14 protein-coding genes are annotated in these 18,836 nt (G+C 41.3%); 6 read left to right on the top strand and 8 right to left on the bottom strand.

Going from position 1 to position 18,836, the window contains the following annotated elements:
* Positions 1-82 precede the first annotated feature (82 nt).
* Complete coding sequence (gene glyA / locus JIG41_RS17835; RefSeq protein ID WP_036966312.1) at positions 83-1,339, bottom strand: serine hydroxymethyltransferase; 1,257 nt, start codon at positions 1,337-1,339, stop codon at positions 83-85.
* A 294-nt stretch (positions 1,340-1,633) separates the two neighbouring features.
* On the opposite strand from glyA, the gene JIG41_RS17830 reads away from it, so the two are divergent.
* Complete coding sequence (locus tag JIG41_RS17830) at positions 1,634-2,002, top strand: hypothetical protein (protein WP_036966310.1); 369 nt, start codon at positions 1,634-1,636, stop codon at positions 2,000-2,002.
* Between the two features lie 35 nt (positions 2,003-2,037).
* Here the strand turns inward: JIG41_RS17830 and thrC are convergent, their stop codons facing one another.
* The 4 genes from thrC to JIG41_RS17810 form a co-directional block, all read right to left on the bottom strand.
* Positions 2,038-3,321, bottom strand: coding sequence for a threonine synthase (gene thrC / locus JIG41_RS17825; RefSeq protein WP_199525195.1), 1,284 nt, complete (start codon positions 3,319-3,321; stop codon positions 2,038-2,040).
* An 18-nt stretch (positions 3,322-3,339) separates the two neighbouring features.
* Positions 3,340-4,266 (bottom strand): homoserine kinase, encoded by a 927-nt coding sequence (thrB, locus tag JIG41_RS17820; RefSeq protein ID WP_199525194.1) that lies wholly within the window; start codon positions 4,264-4,266, stop codon positions 3,340-3,342.
* Between the two features lie 9 nt (positions 4,267-4,275).
* The gene (gene thrA, locus JIG41_RS17815; protein ID WP_199525193.1) at positions 4,276-6,693 is read right to left on the bottom strand and encodes a bifunctional aspartate kinase/homoserine dehydrogenase I; all 2,418 of its coding nucleotides are present in this window, start codon (positions 6,691-6,693) and stop codon (positions 4,276-4,278) included.
* Positions 6,694-6,921: 228 nt separating this feature from the next.
* The gene (locus tag JIG41_RS17810) at positions 6,922-7,296 is read right to left on the bottom strand and encodes a response regulator (RefSeq protein ID WP_036966301.1); all 375 of its coding nucleotides are present in this window, start codon (positions 7,294-7,296) and stop codon (positions 6,922-6,924) included.
* Positions 7,297-7,531: 235 nt separating this feature from the next.
* Between JIG41_RS17810 and JIG41_RS17805 the strand changes: the two genes are divergently transcribed.
* Together JIG41_RS17805 and rdgC are read left to right on the top strand one after the other, a co-directional pair.
* Positions 7,532-9,295 (top strand): sensor histidine kinase, encoded by a 1,764-nt coding sequence (locus tag JIG41_RS17805; RefSeq protein WP_036966299.1) that lies wholly within the window; start codon positions 7,532-7,534, stop codon positions 9,293-9,295.
* 90 nt (positions 9,296-9,385) lie between these two features.
* Positions 9,386-10,294 (top strand): recombination-associated protein RdgC, encoded by a 909-nt coding sequence (rdgC, locus tag JIG41_RS17800; protein ID WP_036966297.1) that lies wholly within the window; start codon positions 9,386-9,388, stop codon positions 10,292-10,294.
* A 55-nt stretch (positions 10,295-10,349) separates the two neighbouring features.
* Here the strand turns inward: rdgC and JIG41_RS17795 are convergent, their stop codons facing one another.
* Entirely contained in the window at positions 10,350-11,192 is an 843-nt protein-coding gene (locus JIG41_RS17795) for an HDOD domain-containing protein (RefSeq protein ID WP_036966295.1), read from the bottom strand.
* A 269-nt stretch (positions 11,193-11,461) separates the two neighbouring features.
* Here JIG41_RS17795 and JIG41_RS17790 point away from each other — a divergent pair, with 269 nt between their 5' ends.
* The gene (locus JIG41_RS17790; RefSeq protein WP_065979727.1) at positions 11,462-13,165 is read left to right on the top strand and encodes a dipeptidyl-peptidase 3 family protein; all 1,704 of its coding nucleotides are present in this window, start codon (positions 11,462-11,464) and stop codon (positions 13,163-13,165) included.
* An 83-nt stretch (positions 13,166-13,248) separates the two neighbouring features.
* Here the strand turns inward: JIG41_RS17790 and JIG41_RS17785 are convergent, their stop codons facing one another.
* Positions 13,249-13,974, bottom strand: coding sequence for an ABC transporter substrate-binding protein (locus JIG41_RS17785; protein WP_227006813.1), 726 nt, complete (start codon positions 13,972-13,974; stop codon positions 13,249-13,251).
* An 86-nt stretch (positions 13,975-14,060) separates the two neighbouring features.
* Positions 14,061-14,465: an HIT domain-containing protein gene (locus tag JIG41_RS17780; RefSeq protein ID WP_036966288.1), complete on the bottom strand. Its 405-nt coding sequence runs from the start codon at positions 14,463-14,465 to the stop codon at positions 14,061-14,063.
* Positions 14,466-14,577: 112 nt separating this feature from the next.
* Between JIG41_RS17780 and JIG41_RS17775 the strand changes: the two genes are divergently transcribed.
* Positions 14,578-16,803 carry a S9 family peptidase gene (locus JIG41_RS17775; protein ID WP_075594056.1) on the top strand — a complete coding sequence of 742 codons (2,226 nt, stop codon included), beginning with the start codon at positions 14,578-14,580 and terminating at the stop codon, positions 16,801-16,803.
* A gap of 150 nt (positions 16,804-16,953) precedes the next feature.
* Positions 16,954-18,591 (top strand): methyl-accepting chemotaxis protein, encoded by a 1,638-nt coding sequence (locus JIG41_RS17770; RefSeq protein ID WP_036966284.1) that lies wholly within the window; start codon positions 16,954-16,956, stop codon positions 18,589-18,591.
* Positions 18,592-18,836: the final 245 nt, after the last annotated feature.

Raw genomic sequence — 18,836 nt, 5'->3', positions numbered from 1 at the left:
CAAAAAAAGACCGCTTAATAAGCGGCCTTTATAATAGCAAAAAACAACACTATTGTTATCTTAATTACGGTTTAACCAGCAATTAAGCGTAAACAGGTAGTTTTTTACAGATTGCTTTAACTTTCTCTTTTACTTCTGCTTGTACTGATGCATCGTTGATGTTGTCTAGTACGTCACAGATCCAGCCAGCAAGTTCTTTAGACTCAGCTTCTTTGAAACCACGGCGCGTAATTGCCGGAGAACCAATACGAAGACCCGACGTTACAAACGGTGAACGAGGGTCATTTGGTACTGAGTTTTTGTTTACTGTGATGTTTGCATTACCAAGGGCAGCGTCAGCATCTTTACCTGTGATATCTTTATCAATAAGGTCTAGAAGGAATAAGTGGTTGTCTGTTTTACCAGAAACAACTTTATAGCCACGCTCTTGTAACACTTCAACCATTGCTTGTGCGTTTTTAACCACTTGCGCTTGGTACGTTTTGAATTCAGGCTGTAATGCTTCTTTAAACGCAACCGCTTTAGCAGCGATGATGTGACATAAAGGACCACCTTGGCCACCCGGGAATACGGCGCTGTTAAGCTTTTTATAGATCTCTTCATCACCACACGCAGAAACAATTAGACCGCCACGAGGACCCGCTAATGTTTTATGAGTTGTTGTTGTAACAACATGCGCGTGAGGGATTGGGCTTGGGTATACGCCAGCCGCAATAAGACCTGCAACGTGTGCCATATCTACGAATAAGTACGCATCCACTTTATCAGCGATTTCACGGAACTTAGCCCAATCAACGATACCTGAGTATGCAGAGAAACCCGCAATGATCATTTTTGGTTTGTGCTCTAGTGCTAGCGCTTCAACTTGAGCGTAATCAATTTCGCCCGTTTCTTCATTTAGGCCATATTGAATTGCGTTGTACGTTTTACCAGAAAAGTTAACGTGTGAACCATGCGTTAAGTGGCCACCATGAGCTAAGCTCATACCTAGTACGGTGTCATGTGGCTGAAGAAGCGCTTGGAAAACAGCCGCATTAGCTTGTGAACCAGCGTGCGGTTGTACGTTTGCGTAGTCTGTGCCGAATAACTCGTTTGCACGATCAATTGCTAATTGTTCAACAACGTCAACGTGCTCACAACCGCCATAGTAACGTTTGCCTGGATAACCTTCAGCATATTTGTTTGTAAGCTGAGAACCCTGTGCTTCTAGCACGCGTGGGCTACAGTAGTTTTCAGACGCGATCAGTTCGATGTGCTCTTCTTGACGAGCCGTCTCTTTAGTGATGGCTGCAAATAACTCTGGATCGAAATCCGAAATATTCATGCTACGTTCTAACATGGGGTCTCCTAAGGCAACGTGTATGGTGTTTTTTTGAAGGCTATATTGTACGCTGAAAACGCACATTTGCCTATCGTGTAAAGATGAACATATTTAAACAGGGATTGAATTTATTTCACAGTGTTTTAATAATGATATTTTTTTATTGATACATAACGAAAATTTATGAATTTAAAATATTACATAGGTTTTTAAAATGTCATTTGCATAAAAAATAGCACACAGGCATTGCTTTTTACTATTTTCAAACTACCCTAATAGTCTTAATAAATATCAAGGATGGTATAAAATCTCATGTTAGCAAAACCTCTTTACGAAGCCGCCCCCTATGGCTACTTTATCCTCGGCATTAGTTGCATCACATTAGCGAATAATGTGGTGCCTACAGTCATCGGTATCGTACTCTTTTTACTGGGTGCAAATATTTGGCGAATGCGCTCAAATGCAAGACGCACAGATCATTCAAGTCAACGAGTAAATCAAAGAAAGCTCTATTATTACTATGAATTTAAACCATTTATTGTTTTTATTGCGGCATATACCTTGATCCAATGGACACAAAATGAACTTGTTTCAGTGATTGGCGTGTTACTGTGTATTACCGCTGTGGTGATTCTTGTGATGCGAATTTTAAACCGGCATAGTCATTCAATATTGCACTAAAAAAGAGCGGCTCAGCCGCTCTTTTTTATGGTTTTTTACGCCAGTTTTTTTAACAGCTCAGTACGCAAAAGCTGGTAATCACACACAATATCTTCTGCAAGACATTGCTTTGCTAACGCATCTGCTAAAGGCTTTGGCATCGGTAACTCAATCTCGAGTATTTCTTCCACGCTTTCTTTAAATTTAGCGGGGTGTGCCGTCGCTAAAAAGATACCCGCACTGCCCGGTGCAATGTTTTCTTTTAAGCCTTGGTATGCAATCGCAGTATGAGGCTCTGCAACATACCCTGTTTGATGAATTTTTTTCATCACCTCTTTGGTTGTCTCTTCATCGACACAGCTTGAATAAAAGTCATCATAACTAAACCATGCATTATCTAACATGTGCTGAACACGCGGCCAATTGTTTGGTTTACTCACATCCATCGCGTTCGATAACGATTCAATCGTTGCGTTAGGAGCCCACTCTTTATTTTGCAAGAAACGAGGCACCGTATCGTTTTGGTTGGTTGTTGCACTGAGTTTTGCCACTGGCATCCCTAGTACAGCGCCAATCATCGCAGCACACACGTTACCAAAGTTTCCACTTGGTACAGAGATATGCGCTTTAGCACGTTGCGCTTTTGGTAATTGTGCTATCGCTTCAAAGTAGTAACACACCTGTGCAACTAAACGACTGATGTTGATTGAATTCGCTGAGTTTAACCCTAGCTTTTCTTTTACTTCATCATCGAGAAACGCTTGTTTTACCATGCTTTGGCAATCATCAAAGCTGCCATCAACCGCATAGCAATGAATGTTGTTGCCTAACGTAGTGAATAGTTTTTGCTGTGCTAGCGAAATTTTGCCTTTCGGATATAGAATAACCACATCAATATTCGGTTTGTTGTAAAAGGCATGCGCAACCGCAGCACCTGTGTCACCCGACGTTGCGGTTAGAATAGTAACTTTTTCTCCTTGGCTAAATTGTGCAAGACACTCTGCCATGAAACGCCCACCAAAATCTTTAAACGCTAATGTTGGCCCGTGAAAAAGCTCTAAACAGTAAATATCCTTTTCGACTTCAACAAGTTTTACATCAAAGTTAAACGCATTTTGTACCATCTCAGCAACGGTGTCTGCGGGTAATTCATCCCCAATCAAATGGGATAAGATTTTGCTACTGCGAGTAACAAAGTCCAAATCTAATAAAGCATCAATATCAGCAATAGGCACCAAGCTATCTGGAAAGAAAACGCCTTGGTTACGACCCAAACCCGTTTTTACAGCTTCAATAAACGACACCTGTTGTGTTGCATCTTTTAAATTATGTAATTGCATTGTAGTTCCTTAAATTCTTTATAGCTGTCGTGTGCCAAGCTGATCAAGCTGGCAAATATGGCAAAAACCATGTTCATTAATGTAATTATCATTAAGCCACGCTGCGCATTGCTTAGCGGCTTCTAGACTTTTACACACTGTAAAAAGAGTCGGTCCAGCACCCGAAATACTCACAATTTCAGCGCCAAGTTCTGGTAAAGCATGCTTCGCCTCGCTATACCCGTTTATAAGTGGCGCTCGGTGTGGCTCAGCAATTTCATCACGCATAATTGATAAGGCATCATCAAAACGCCCTGTCAGTAACAAGCAGCTGAATGCAGACAATCTTTGTGCGAACTCAACACTGTCATGCATTGATAGTTGCGTGGGTAAAACCGAGCGAGCTTTTGCCGTATTAAGAGAAAAGCCAGGAAAAGCTGCCACGTAATACCAGCGCTCATCAACCGGTAACGCAATGGATTTATTGGGAATAAGATCGCCTGTTAACTGTAAACCACCTAGGTAACATGGCGTGATGTTATCGTAATGACGACCACCACTCACAATCGCCTCAAAATCAGCCATAAGTTCAATCAACTGCTCTTGCGATAAGTCAGTTTTAGCAAACTGATCAAGCGCAGCAAATGTGGCAACCACCGAGCATGCACTTGACCCAAGCCCAGAACCGATTGGTAAGTTCTTTTTAAGCTCTAGTTTCACTGTGGGCATGGCCGGTGCAACATGCGCTTTAAAATGAATAAGGCACTGATAGGCAAGATTTTCTTCTGCGTTAGCTGGTAACTTACTGGCATACTCTCCTGAGCACACAAATGTGTCTTGCTCAGCTGCAGATACCTCAACCACATCACCAAGTAGGCTGCCATCAATAGGTGCCAATGCGGCACCTAAAGCATCAAATCCAACCGCAAAGTTACCGATAGAAGCCGGTGCGTAAATACGGATCATAACCTTCTCCTAGCGTGATAATGTTTTTAAGATATCAGCAAATACACCTGCGGCAGTCACTTCTGCACCCGCACCATAGCCACGGATAACAAACGGACGAGGCTGATAATATTGGCTAAGAATCGCCAGTGCATTTTCACCATCACGAATATCATAAAGTGCATGCTTACTATCAACCGCTTCAATACCTACTTTGCAGTGACCATTTTCAATAGTGCCAACATAACGCAGCACTTTACCTTCGCTTGCTGCACTTTGGATACGGTCATTAAATGCAGCATCAAGACTGGGTAGTTTTTCCATAAACTCAGCAACCGAATCTCCCTCTGCAAACCCTGTTGGTAATACAGATTCAACTTCAATATCGCTTAACTCAAGTTCAAGTCCAGACTCACGCGCAATGATCAGCAGCTTTCTAGCAACATCGGTCCCCGATAAGTCATCACGTGGGTCTGGCTCAGTGAAGCCACTTTCTTTTGCCTTTACAGTTGCTTCGCTCAACGAGAGGCCATCTTGCAAAGCACCAAACATGTACGACAACGAGCCTGATAATATGCCGCTGAACTTAATAAGTTCATCACCCGCGCCAAATAATGACTTTAAATTATCAAGGACTGGTAAACCTGCCCCTACGTTGGTTTCGTATAAAAACTTACGGTTATTCTTTTGTGTCGCAGAAATCAAATCTTGATAGTACGCAAATGAGCTGGTATTTGCTTTTTTATTCGCAGCCACAACATGGAAACCAGCATTTAAGAAATCAACATACTGCGCGGCGAGTTTATCGGCTGAGCTACAATCAACAATAACAGGGTTGATTAAATGGTTTTGTTTCACAAATTGCTCAACGAGTTTTAAGTCAAAACCTTGCTCCGATATCGCTAATTTTTCTTGCCAATCACTAAAGGCAATACCGTCACTGTCGAGGTAGAGTTGTTTTGAGTTAGCAACACCGTACAAATTAAGCTTAATATTGCGCTTTTCAAGCCATGCTTGCTGGCGCTCAAGTTGCTGGATAAGCTCTTGGCCAACTAAACCACAGCCTAATAAGAACATATCGATTGATGGAATATGTGTAAAAAAGTTCTCGTGGCACACTTTCACAGCATCATTGCACAGCTCACCATCAATAACCGCAGAAATAGCACTCTCTGTTGAATCTTGGGCAATCGCCACAATGTTGACTTGCGCTTGTGCTAATGAAGCAAAGAATTTTGCTGCAAGACCCTTGTGCGCTCGCATATTGTCGCCCACTAGAGTAACAATCGCTAAATTACGTTGTACTTGAACGGGTTCAATAAGCCCAGCTTGCGACTCAAGTTCGAAAGCCGTTTGCAACGCTTCTAGAGCCAGCACTAAATCACTTTCGTGAACACAAAAACTGATACTAAATTCACACGACGATTGTGTAATTAACACAATCGATACATTGTCATGAGCAAGGGCATTAAACACCTTAGATGCCATACCCACTTTACCTTTCATGCCGGGTCCTGAGACCGTTAACATTGCAAGGTTTTGTAAGCTTGATAACGCTTTAACCGGTTCTGACGATACGCTATCGTTACTGATCACAGAGCCTTCAGCGCGAGGGTTATGAGTATTTTTGATCTCGCAAGGTACGCCAGCTTTAGCACATGGCAAAATTGTTTTTGGGTGTAACACCTTGGCACCAAAGTAAGAAAGTTCCATCGCTTCTTTATAAGACAGCGAATCTACTTTAGAGGCTTTTTTGATATAACGCGGGTCCGCATTGTAAACACCGTCAACATCGGTCCAAATTTGACAAACATCGGCTTCTAAGCAGGCTGCAGCAATTGCTGCTGAATAATCAGAGCCATTACGGCCAAGTGTTGTAAGCTCGCCTTGCTCATTAGCCGCAGTAAAACCAGGCATGATGTAAATAGTACTTGGTGCTGCTTCTAATGCTTCACGAAAACGCAACTTACTCGCGGCTAAGTCTGCTTCTGCATCAATATATCCACCAACAGAAGCAATACAATCGGTTGCCTCAAGGTAGTGCGCATTACTCTCTTTTAACATACGCTGCATGAGCGCTACACTCACTCGCTCACCAAAGCTAATAACATAAGCTTTAACTTGGTCTGGGCAGCACGTTAATAATGCAACACCATCCAATTTATTTTTTAGGTCATTTAAATTAGGCCAATTATCAACTGCGCCAAACTCTGCTTCTACATCCGCCTTTAACTGCTCACAACGATTAACCAGTGCATGCCATAACTCACTATAATCACGCCCCTGCTCTGCTGCACTCGCTAGCGCAACGAGTGAATCAGTCATGCCGCCCGGTGCAGAAAGCACTAATAGCATTTCATCTTTAAGTTCTTGTTTGACTAACTGAGCTACCTGTTGCAAACATGCGAAGTCAGCCAAGGACGACCCGCCAAATTTTAATACTCGCATTATTTATGTTTCCTCATCCCATAAACGAAAAAAGGCCTGTGTTCTAGTGAACACAGGCCTTTAATTTTGTTGCACCGACCTATGCCACTATCCCGTAAGGATGATGGTTGTAATAATAATGGTCGTTGCGTGATTAAATGTTTTCATAGCCCCTAGACTGCCTTAAAAACAGCCAGTCTGTCAACCCTTAATAAAAAGATAAATTATGCAATTAGGTTATATAAAGACTTAATGAATACCAAATTTATGCAAAGTTGTTTTTAAGCGGACAAGTTCTATCGGCTTATCAATAAAATCAATGGCACCAAGTTTTGCGACTCGTTGCTTCATTTCTGTTTGAATATCCGCCGAAATAACCAACACAAAACACTCTATTTTTTCGGCTTTAATCGTTTCAAGTACAGCAACACCATCAACTTCTGGCATGGTTAAGTCGAGGCAAAGCAAATCAAAGTTTTGCTGCCGCAATAAAGCAAGTGCCTCACGGCCGTTACTGGCTTGTTTAATGTCGGCACTGATGCAGTCACCTAAACAGCGTACGACCTGTTTTCGGGCAACGTTTGAATCATCACAGACAAGCACTGAAAAATTAGAATTACTCATGAAATATACATCTTCGCTGTTGCAAACACAGCGTTAATAGAGGATAAATTAAAGATGACTAATTTTATATCACACTTTTTAAAAGGCAGTAAGGTCAAGTTTTTTCATGATTTAGTTACAATCTGTAAATGATCCCGTAAAAAAGGATATATTTATTTATTTTTAATCATTTATTAGCTAACTTTAGATTTAGCTGAATGTATTACAAATCTCACCAAGGAGCTATGGATAATCCATGCTACAAAAAAGCCTGTCAAAAAAATTATTAACCAGTGTGCTCTCGGTTTATTTTTTATTAACGTTTGTCGTTACGTGTGGGCAGGTTATTGCTGAGTACGTTAATACCAAGGATTACATTCGCGATGAATTAACCACGTTGCAAAAAACATTCAGTCGCAGCCTCACACGCGCCATTTGGGAGCTGAACACTAAGCAAACGATCACCACAGCTGAGGGGTTACTTGCGATCCCTATGATTGAAGGCATTATTGTGCGAGATGACAGTGGTGAAGTGTTATCACAATTAGGGCGCTCTTTAGACATACATGAGTTATACAGTCAGCAGCTAGTGCAAGAAGAGGCGATTATTGAAGACACCCCGTCAGGTTTATTTGGTTACACTTTCCCGCTGATTTTTGAGTTTTCAGGCAGAGCCACCCAAGTGGGTGATGTCACCCTATTTTCAAGCCGAGACGTCGTATTTAGCCGTATTATGATCTCGATTTATTTCTTAATCGGTAATGCGATGATCAAAACAACATTTTTGATCATCCTATTCTTAATTGCCTTTAGAAAACAGTTAACAGAACCCTTAGCCCAGCTCACAGAACAAATAGAAGATCTTGAACTCAATGATTTAGAAGGTCGCCATATCGACATTCAAACCAGTGAGCATAACGAATTAAAAGTGATGGAAGAGTCATTTAATCGCCTGATTGATAAAGTGGTACTGTACCGAGAAGAGCTTGAACATACACAAAAAGAATTACTGATAAGCAACGAAAAACTGGATCAACAAAACCTGCAACTAGAGCAGGAAGTCGCTCGTAAGACATCAAACTTGAGCCAAGCAATGATGGACTTACAGCAACAAAAATACGAGCTAGAAAAGCAAAAGTTCACCTTAACTGAAGAAATCGATTTACGTAAACAAACCGAACAAGAGCTCATAACAAAGCAAACTGAACTACAGCGTTACCTTGATGAACTGAACATGGCCCAAGAGCGGTTAGTAGGCTCAGAGAAAATGGCCGCATTAGGCGGGCTTGTTGCCGGTATTACTCATGATGTAAACACCCCGATTGGTATTGGTGTTACAGCGACCTCTTTTTTACAAGAGCGCCTGAATCAAATTGAAGCAGCCTATAAAGACAAAACCCTTTCGCCGAAAGCATTAGAAGAGTTTATAAACGACGCAAAACAAAGCACCAGCTTATTAACCAGTAATTTAGACCGTGCTTCTGAGCTGGTCGCCAGCTTCAAACAAATCGCGGTAGACCAAGCCAGTGAAGCGGTGCGTACAATTAATTTTAAAGAGTATTTAGGCGAGGTGATCCGCTCGTTACACCCTAAACTTAAAAAAACATCGCACCATATAAACCTAGATTGTCCTGAAGACTTAACACTCAATTTACCTGCGGGGGCAATTAGTCAAATTTTCACTAACTTAATCATGAATTCACTCATTCACGGTTTCGAAGGCATAGAAAGCGGCATCATAGAGATTGTTATAAAAGAAGAAGACGATGAGGTTATCATCGACTTTAAAGATAACGGTAATGGTGTAACTCAAGAGCAGTTAGAAAAGCTATTTGACCCATTTTTTACTACCAAGCGCGACCAAGGCGGCAGCGGTTTAGGCACACACATTACTTTTAACTTAGTAAAACAAACGCTCAGTGGCGATATAGAAGTAACAAGCGAGCCTGGACAAGGCTTGCATTACCACATTAGTTTCCCTAAAAACATGCCAAAGCCACTTTCAATGTTTAATACATAAACAAAACCCCCTGATGCCGAAATCATTCATTTCGGCATCACTTTTTTATTGCTATGATTGGGCAAATTTAATGAAAGGATTAGCCTAATTATGTGGTTTAGTAACCTTATCTGTTACCGTTTTAAACAAGACGTATCATACAACCAAGAAGACTTCGATAAAGCCCTAGAACAAGACCTGTTTCGCTCATGTGGTGGTCAAGAGTTATCAACGTTTGGTTGGACCAAAGCCTTTGGTAAACATGGTCAAACCCTATCGCACTTTTCTCAAGATAGCATTTTAGTGTGCGCAAAACGTGAAGAAAAAGTATTACCCGCTGCGGTTATTAACGAACTGGTTGCTGAAAAAGTAGAGCAGATTGAAGCGGAAGAAAACCGCCCAGTTAAGAAAAAAGAAAAAGACGAACTAAAAGAAAATATTCTGCATACCCTACTTCCTCAAGCATTCAAAAAGTCGAGCTTACAGTTTGCATTTATTGACCAAAAAAATGGCTGGGTGGTTGTTAACAGTGGTAGTTTTAACAAAGCCGAAGAACTTCTTGCCTTGTTACGTAAATCGTTAGGGTCGTTACCTGTAGTGCCCGCATTTGCAAACTATGATCTGGATGTGTTTCTAACCGATTGGCTAACACAATTTAATGCGCCTGAGGGGTTCGCTATTGGCAACGATGCAGAACTTGAAGAAGCAGACGATAGTGGCGCACAGGTTAAACTTAAAGGCCATGATTTATCGTGTGATGAAGTGAAATCGCATCTAGAAAATGGCAAGCGCGTGACTAAGCTTGCACTTGATTGGCAAGAGCGAGTTAAGTTCATGCTGCAAAACGATGGGTCAATAAAACGACTAAGCTACTCAGAAACACTTAAAGAAGAAAACGCCGATATCCCTAAAGAAGATATGGCCGTAAAATTAGATGCAGACTTCATTTTAGCATCTGAAGAAATTAAGCAATTACTTGAAGAACTAACTCAAGGATTAGGAGATGCAAGCGATTTATAATCAGCTTGTTGACACTAAAAGCGCAGATTAGTCGTAATCTGCGCTTTTTAATGCGTTATTCAGTAAACACCGCTTTTACATCATTTAACATGTCGTGATATTCATCTGAATTAAACATATCAAGTGACGAAATAACACCTTTATCTAAATAGGTCTGTAATGCTGAAGACTTATCTGATACTTGCAGGATCCCCTCTAAGATCGCGCCTATGCGAATAAAGTCAACATAGCAAATATGCTCAGGACGATAGTTAGGGTTTGCCCAGCTCTCAGCAACTTCAACAAATTCATCAGTGAAGCCCCACGCTCGCATAATCGCTCCCCCTACTTTGCCTCCCAATTTTTGAATTGCATGCGCAAGAAAGCTGGGGTTCGCAAATACTTCGGGGTGTTTTTCGGCTTCCGTTAATATGGGTAACACGCCAATGTTATACACTAAAGCCGCTAGCGTAATGGTGTCGCGATTTAATGACGTCTTCTTATTATCACGTAGGAAAAAATCCATTAAGGTAATTGAGTGACAAGCCACCTTCAGCGTTTTTTGCCACGCTTTGTCCATGTAGCCTTTAATTAACTCATTGTGCGATACAAACAGTTGCTCCATTGCCATGGCCGTTGCAATGTTTTTAATTTGCCGTAAACCTATCCGCGTTACAGCTTGGTGTAGGTTTGTCACCTTAACCGAGCGCCCCATAAAGGCACTGTTCGCCACCTTAATCATGCGGGCAGAAAGCGCGGGGTCGTGTGAAATCACATCGGCCATTTGCATCAAATTGACATTAGGATTGTCTGCAGCTTGTCTGACTTTTACAGCCACTTCAGGTAAAGTAGGCAACACTAGGGTGTCATTATTAATTCGGTCGACCAAAATGGTCAGTAGTGCATTTTCTGTTGACATATCTTTGCCATCCTCTTGAATTAGCTTGCTTTTATAAAACCAAACTAATGACTGACATTGTTAGATTAATTATTGTTTTAGTATTGTCTAAGTTAGCGCTAAAGTTAAGAAATTCACAGTAATAATCTACTTTTATATTTTAAGACACCGATTTAATTGCTTAAAATCACATACTGCGCAGTAAACTTGCCATTTATATGTTAGGTTTGCTTTAATGCTTACACATTTATTTTCAAAGCAACGACTCTCTCTTTTTAACGGGCAAAAAAATGACATTAAATAAAATTAGCCACGCACTTATCTTATCTGGTGCAGTTTTTCTAGGTGCATGTTCTGACCAACAAGCGACCCCTTCTCAAACAAAGCCTGCTGCAGAGCAAACGACTCAAAATACTGAAGAAAATAATCCGCAACTAATCAATGCAGACAGAAACCGCTTAGATATCTATACAGACTTTACATTAACCTCAGACTTGAGCCACTTAAGCGATAACCAAAAGCAAATGGTTGGCAAACTTATTGACGCATCAAAAATCATGGATGCATTATTTTGGCGTCAAGCATTTGGTGAAAACAAAGAAGCATTTTTGGCAAAAATTAATGACGAAAAAGTGCAAAAATTTGCAGATATCAACTACGGCCCATGGGACCGTTTAAACGGCGATCAGGTGTTCTTATCTGGCTATGAAGAAAAACCACTTGGCGCAGAGTTTTACCCAAGCGATATCACTAAAGAAGAGTTAAACAACGCAACAGTTGAAGATAAAACAGGCCTTTATTCAGTTATTAAACGTGATGAAAATGGCAAACTATACAGCGTGGCTTACTCAGTAGAATACGCACAGGAACTAGAAAAAGCGGCAAACTTACTCCGTGAAGCAAGTAAACTCGCCGATGACAAAGAATTTGCAAACTACTTAAGCATGCGTGCTGATGCACTTGTTAGTGATAACTTCCAACCCTCTGACTTCGCATGGATGGACATGAAAAACAACCCAATTGATGTTGTTATTGGTCCAATCGAAACCTACGAAGATCAACTCTTTGGTTACCGTGCCGCTTATGAGTCTTACGTATTAATTAAAGACCTTGCGTGGAGTGAGCGTTTAGCTAAGTTTGCAGCTTTCTTACCAGAGCTACAAAAAGGCTTACCCGTAGACGATAAGTACAAGCAAGAAGTACCGGGTTCAGACGCTGACCTTAATGCATATGATGTTGTTTACTATGCGGGCCACTCAAATGCCGGCAGCAAAACAATTGCTATTAACTTGCCTAATGATGAGCAAGTACAGCTTGAAAAAGGCACCCGCCGTTTACAGCTTAAAAACGCGATGCGCGCTAAATTCGACAAAATCTTAGTGCCAATTTCAGAGCAATTAATTGTGCCTGAGCAGCGTAAACACATCACCTTTGATGCGTTTTTTGCAAACACCATGTTCCACGAAGTCGCACATGGCTTAGGAATTAAAAACACCATCACCAACAAAGGGACTGTGCGTCAATCACTGCAAGAGCATGCCAGCGCGCTTGAAGAAGGTAAAGCAGATATCCTTGGTCTTTACATGGTTGAGCAGTTACTTAAAAAAGGTGAAATCACTGACGGTACGCTAGAAGATTACTACATCACCTTTATGGCTGGTATATTCCGCTCAGTGCGTTTTGGTGCATCAAGTGCACATGGTAAAGCAAACATGATCCGTTTTAACTTTTTTGCCGAAGAAGGTGCATTTTCTAAAAATGCAGATGGCTTATACAGCGTAAATATGGAAAAAATGAGCTTAGCGATGGCAAAACTATCGCGCCTTATCTTAACGATTCAAGGTGACGGCGATTATCAAAAAGTCGACCAATTAATCGCGACTCATGGTGAAATTAAAGCCGAGCTTGCTAAAGATTTAGAAAAGCTAAGCCAAGCAAACATCCCTGTTGATGTGACCTTTAAACAAGGTAAAGAGGTATTAGGTTTAAACTAAACGCACTCTCATCTGAGTAATAACGAGTTTAAACAAAAAACGCTGCTTTCGAGCAGCGTTTTTTTATGCTTAAACAACAGTCATTAATGCGCCACAAAGCTCAGCCCATATTTATTGTTTAGTTTTACGATTTCCCCATTTAGCAACATTTTTTGAAACTCAGCATTAAACTCATCAATAAATTGCGCTAAATCTCGCTGCTTAGTAAAACCAAAATAACCTTGATTAACCGTTAAAATAGGAGAAAGTATGATCACCTTATCGGCAATACCCAAACTTTCTATCACCGGCCTTGCTGCGCGGGGGTGAGTTAGAATTAAATCAACCCTGTCATACATTAATTGTAAAAAACTTGCCCGCACATTGGCGACTTCTGATAACAGTAAACTCGATTCATGGCGCTTAAATTCAACCCCATAATCCCAGCCACGAATAACCCCTATTGCATCTTTTTTTAAACTGGCGAAGTTTCCTCGCCAAGTAACTTCATTATTCGGTTTGGTATAAAAAACAATAGGGTCTTCATAAAAGGGTAATGCACTAAAGAGCATGTATTGGTTACGCTGAAACGATTTATAAGGGCCAATAATGGCATCGGCATCACCTTGCTCAACCATTTTTAAAGCCCGTTTAAGCGGCATAATATCAATCACAATAGTATGCCCCAATCGCTTGCCTATTTCATAAACGATGTCAGCTCCGAGTCCTGTAGGAGAACCGTGCTGATCCTGTTCTAAAATGGCAGGAAAATGACTTCCTACAAAATAATAACTTTTTGCCACACTCTCAAAGGCACTCAAAGATAACATCGTCACAAAAAAACAACGTGTTATTATTGCCGCGCTAACGTGCCACTTTTTCATATTTGCTGGACTATATTTTCGATATTCACCGTTTAAAAATACGCTTTAAGCGAAGTAATCTGCTCATCAGAATACGGAACCGCCGGTAACTTACCCCACACAGGTGCAGGCCAAGCAGCATCTGTTTTAAAGCGTGCGATATGATGAATATGCAGTTGTGGCACCATATTTCCCAAAGCAGCCACATTGAGCTTGTCTGGATTAAAAACCTGCTGTAATAATTTACTTAGTTTGGCCGACTCGCGTAAAAGTGTCACTTGCTGCGCTTCACAAAGGTCGATAATTTCTTTTAAACCCGCTTCTCTCGGGACTAAAATAAACCACGGATATTGGCTGTCATTCATTAGCAATACTTTACACAGTGGCCAATCTGCTAATTCAATACAATCACGCTGTAATTCAGGTGCCAAGGAAAATGGCATATCAGCATTTTTCATCAATAAGTCCTTAAATCTAAGTTGTACCCTTGCTACTTTATAGCATTTAGTTGCAGTTGCCTAAGCTTACCATTAACATCGTGGCAGTTTTTATTCGAGCGAAGGTACCCCTGTGCTAAAAAAAATTAAATCTCTCTCACTTGCCTTACCAATAGTGGCAACAGCACTGAGTGTGAATGCTGAACCACTATCACTAGAGCGTATTTTTGACGATCCTAGTTTAGCAGGTAAAGCACCTGTACAACTTAAATTCTCACCCGATGGTAGCCGCGTTACCTACTTACAAGGTAAAACCGACGACTACAACCGTTATGACTTGTGGGAATACAATTTAAAAGATAACAAAAACCGCTTATTAGTTGACTCTGCGGCACTATTCTCAGGCCCAGAAAACCTATCAGATGAAGAAAAAGCACGACGTGAGCGTCAGCGTATCTTTGGTAAAGGGATTTTAGAGTATAAATGGTCAAAAGATGGTAAAGCACTGCTTTTCCCACTGAATGGCGACCTTTATTACTACGAACTTGCCTCAGCTAAAAGCCGCAAACTGACCGATACCGAAGCATTCGAAACCGATGCACGTTTTTCACCGAAAGGTCATTTTGTATCGTTTATTCGCGAGCAAAACCTTTACGCACTGAACTTAAAAACGGGTCAAGAAATCCAGTTAAGTAAAGACGGCGGTGGCGTTATTAAAAACGGCATGGCTGAATTCGTGGCTCAAGAAGAAATGGGCCGCATGACGGGCTACTGGTGGTCAGGTGATGAAACAAAAATTGCCTATACGCGTGTCGATGAAAGCCCTGTAAAAGAAGCGATTCGAAACGAAATTTACGCTGATGAAGTAAAGCTTTTCAACCAGCGTTACCCGTTCACGGGTACAGACAACGTTAAAATTAAACTCGGTGTTGTTAGCATTAACAACCAACAAACTGATTGGGTTGATTTAGGCGAAGACGAAGATATCTACATTGCTCGCGCCAACTGGTTAAAAGATAACAAAACGCTATCTTATCAATGGCAAGACCGCTCACAGCAAACGTTAGAGCTGCGTTTTTACAACAGTGAAACGAAAAAGCAAAAGGTCTCCCTAACAGAAACAAGCGATACATGGATTAACTTACACTTTGATCTACAGTTCCTAAACGATAAAAAACACTTCGTGTGGGCCTCTGAACGTGACGGCTTTAAACACCTTTATTTGTACCGCACAAATGGCGAAATGATCCGCCAAATCACGCAAGGTGACTGGGTGGTTGATAGCTTAAAAGGAATCGATGAGAAAAAAGGCATTGTGTATTTTGCAGCGCGTAAAGACACCGATCTTGAAAGCCATTTATACAGTGCACCGTTATTCAAAAAAGGGGATATTAAGCGCATAACAGAGCTCGGTGCTTATCATAATGTGGTTATCGCCAAAGATAATAAAACCTTTATCGACAACAGCTCATCGGTTAATAAACCAGGTTCAGCCGCACTTCGTAAAATTAACGGCGAGTTTATTACCTGGCTTGAAGAAAACAAACTCGATAAGTCGCATCCACTTACACCGTACTTAGACGATTTAATCACTCCTGAATACGGTACATTAACAGCTGAAGACGGCCAAATAATGCATTACCGTTTATTCAAGCCGACTAACTATCAAGATGGTAAAAAGCACCCTGTTATTGTAAACGTATACGGCGGCCCACATGCCCAACGAGTGACAAATAGCTGGCGCAGCAAAAACTTGTATTTCCAATACATGGCACAGCAAGGCTACGTTATTTTTCAACTCGATAACCGTGGTTCTTACAACCGTGGTAAAAAGTTTGAAGACGTTATCTATAAACACTTAGGGGTTGCTGAAGTCGCTGACCAAATTAAAGGGGTTGAGTTCTTACGCACTCTTGATTACGTTGATCCTGAGCGCATAGGTATTTACGGTCACAGTTACGGTGGCTATATGGCACTGATGACCATGTTTAAAGCCGGTGATTATTTCAAAGCGGGTGTATCGGGCGCGCCAGTGACCGACTGGGCACTTTACGACACACACTACACAGAACGCTACGTAGGCCACCCTGCAACAAATGCAAAAGGCTACGAAGCAAGTGCCGTTTTTCCTTATGCTGAAGGCTTAAAAGGACCGCTAATGATTTACCACGGCATGGCTGATGACAACGTGTTATTTACTCACGCCACGAAGTTATTTAAACAACTGCAAGATCAAGAAAAGCAGTTTGAGATGATGACGTACCCAGGTTCTAAGCACAGTTTACGTGGTAAGAGTGTGCAAACACACTTGCACCAAACTATCACAAGCTTTTTCAACCGTCACTTTAACGTACAATAGTTAAATTTAAATTCGGTAACTTAGACTAAAGGCTGATTGTCTAATCAGCCTTTTTTTTGTCTCAATGTATTCCATCCACAACTAGATTTAATACCTGTTTTAACTACACTTAACATATTGCTTTTAGACAAGCATGACCAAGGAATACACATGAACTACTTACGCCGTTTTACAATCTTACAACGCCTTGCCATGTTGGTTAGTGTAGTGGTGGTTGGATTGATCTTTTTAAGTATCTCAAGCTTAATGAAGCAATATGATTCTTTAGAACAAGAACAATACACCAAAACTCAAAACCTAGTGGAGTCAGCCCACAGCATTATTGAACACAATTATGCTTTATTCCAACAAGGTAAACTCAGTGAACAACAAGCAAAACAAGCTGCGCTGGATACTATCGCTGCACTTCGCTATGACAAAAGCAATTACTTTTGGATAAACGACTATCAACCTGCGATGGTTATGCACCCATTCAAACCAGAGCTTGAAGGTAAATCACTTGCCAACAATAAAGACCCCGACGGGGTACACCTGTTTGTTGACATGGTGAACGTGGTTAAACGACAAGGCGAAGGGTTTGTTCCATACAAATGGCCTAAGCCTGGAAAGGATCAACCCGTTGATAAAATTGCCTATGTTAAGGGTTTCACACCATGGCAATGGATTATTGGTTCGGGTGTCTACATTGACACCATTGAAGATGCATTTGCTTCACTACGAAATCACGTCATTATCACTGCGGTGGTTATTATTGGTCTGTTAATTGCGCTCAGTTATTTAATTGCAAATAGTATATTACGACCAACTCAATTGGCTGCTGATATGATGAAAGACATTTCGCAAGGTGAAGGTGATTTAACCCAACAACTTGATGAAAACGGCAATGATGAGGTCTCTCGGCTATCGCGTTACTTCAACCTATACACTGCAAAAATGCGAGAGTCACTCAAGCAAGTCGCGCAAAATGCTCAACAGGTCAATCAGTACGCCCACAATGTGGATGATGCCACTAAAACCAATCATTCTTTTATTGAACTGCAAAATGACAGCTCAACACAAGTTGCCACCGCAATGGAAGAAATGACTCATCAAATTCATGATGTTAGCCAAAATGCAGATCAAGCTGAGCATGCAGCAAACGACGCGGCGCAAAATGCTTCAACCGGTAAACAGGTGCTCAACAAAACCATTACCGCTATTGAAACTCTGTCGCATAATATTGAGCAGGTTAGTAAGGTAACCACTGACCTTGCAGCAGAGAGTAACAATATAGGCTCTGTACTGGATGTTATTCGCAGCATAGCAGAGCAAACAAACTTACTTGCGCTTAATGCCGCGATTGAAGCGGCTCGCGCGGGAGAGCAAGGGCGCGGCTTTGCTGTCGTAGCCGATGAAGTGCGTACACTGGCTAGCCGTACCGGTAAAAGTACTGATGAAATTCAGGCCATGATCAGTAAGTTACAAGCAGGCGCTAAAGCTGCGGTTGATGCGGTATCTGCCAGTCAACAACTGTCGAGCGAAACCGTCTTACAAGCAGGTGAAGCAAGCAGCTCACTCAGTGAAATTGAGCGTTTGGTCACAATTATTAAAGATATGAATAGCCAAATAGCCCGCGCCACAGAACAACAAACGAGTGCGGCAGATGAAGTTAACTTACGTATCAATGAGCTGTCACAATCAACCGAACAGTCACTATCAAATACCCAAGGGCTATCAGATGCCAGTGAAAGCTTAAAACAAAGCTCACAAGCACTAAGCGATGTGGTAAATCGCTTTAGACTTGATTAATACCATTCCGCTTAATTAAGTGGTCTATTTTGAGGCAATAAAACCGCGTTGATAACAAGGCAAAAATTTAGTTATTTAGTTGTGCTCGGCAATTGCTCCTGCATTGCTCTACCTCCTGCATCCATGCAGTCGTAAATCAGAAATTTTTAACGCAGGTAGCGACTGGTTTGATCACTCAAAATGATTAAGTATTTTTGCGGATTGGTATAAGCTAAATTTTAACGAAAAAAAGCCCCGCTTCATTT

It is taken from the genome of Pseudoalteromonas sp. bablab_jr011, from assembly GCF_016464045.1.
GTDB classification, from domain to species: domain Bacteria; phylum Pseudomonadota; class Gammaproteobacteria; order Enterobacterales; family Alteromonadaceae; genus Pseudoalteromonas; species Pseudoalteromonas lipolytica.
Note: the sequence above shows the minus strand (reverse complement) of the source record. Positions and strands in the feature narration are given on the sequence as shown.

Excerpts from the sequence above, each read along its gene's own strand:
- JIG41_RS17780 (WP_036966288.1), bottom strand. The coding sequence starts at position 14,465 with ATGAAAAATGCTGATATGCCATTTTCCTTGGCACCTGAATTACAGCGT.
- JIG41_RS17795 (WP_036966295.1), bottom strand. The coding sequence starts at position 11,192 with ATGTCAACAGAAAATGCACTACTGACCATTTTGGTCGACCGAATTAAT.
- rdgC (WP_036966297.1), top strand. The coding sequence starts at position 9,386 with ATGTGGTTTAGTAACCTTATCTGTTACCGTTTTAAACAAGACGTATCA.
- JIG41_RS17770 (WP_036966284.1), top strand. The coding sequence starts at position 16,954 with ATGAACTACTTACGCCGTTTTACAATCTTACAACGCCTTGCCATGTTG.
- JIG41_RS17810 (WP_036966301.1), bottom strand. The coding sequence starts at position 7,296 with ATGAGTAATTCTAATTTTTCAGTGCTTGTCTGTGATGATTCAAACGTT.
- thrB (WP_199525194.1), bottom strand. The coding sequence starts at position 4,266 with ATGATCCGTATTTACGCACCGGCTTCTATCGGTAACTTTGCGGTTGGA.
- JIG41_RS17790 (WP_065979727.1), top strand. The coding sequence starts at position 11,462 with ATGACATTAAATAAAATTAGCCACGCACTTATCTTATCTGGTGCAGTT.
- JIG41_RS17785 (WP_227006813.1), bottom strand. The coding sequence starts at position 13,974 with ATGTTATCTTTGAGTGCCTTTGAGAGTGTGGCAAAAAGTTATTATTTT.
- JIG41_RS17805 (WP_036966299.1), top strand. The coding sequence starts at position 7,532 with ATGCTACAAAAAAGCCTGTCAAAAAAATTATTAACCAGTGTGCTCTCG.
- thrA (WP_199525193.1), bottom strand. The coding sequence starts at position 6,693 with ATGCGAGTATTAAAATTTGGCGGGTCGTCCTTGGCTGACTTCGCATGT.
- thrC (WP_199525195.1), bottom strand. The coding sequence starts at position 3,321 with ATGCAATTACATAATTTAAAAGATGCAACACAACAGGTGTCGTTTATT.
- glyA (WP_036966312.1), bottom strand. The coding sequence starts at position 1,339 with ATGTTAGAACGTAGCATGAATATTTCGGATTTCGATCCAGAGTTATTT.
- JIG41_RS17830 (WP_036966310.1), top strand. The coding sequence starts at position 1,634 with ATGTTAGCAAAACCTCTTTACGAAGCCGCCCCCTATGGCTACTTTATC.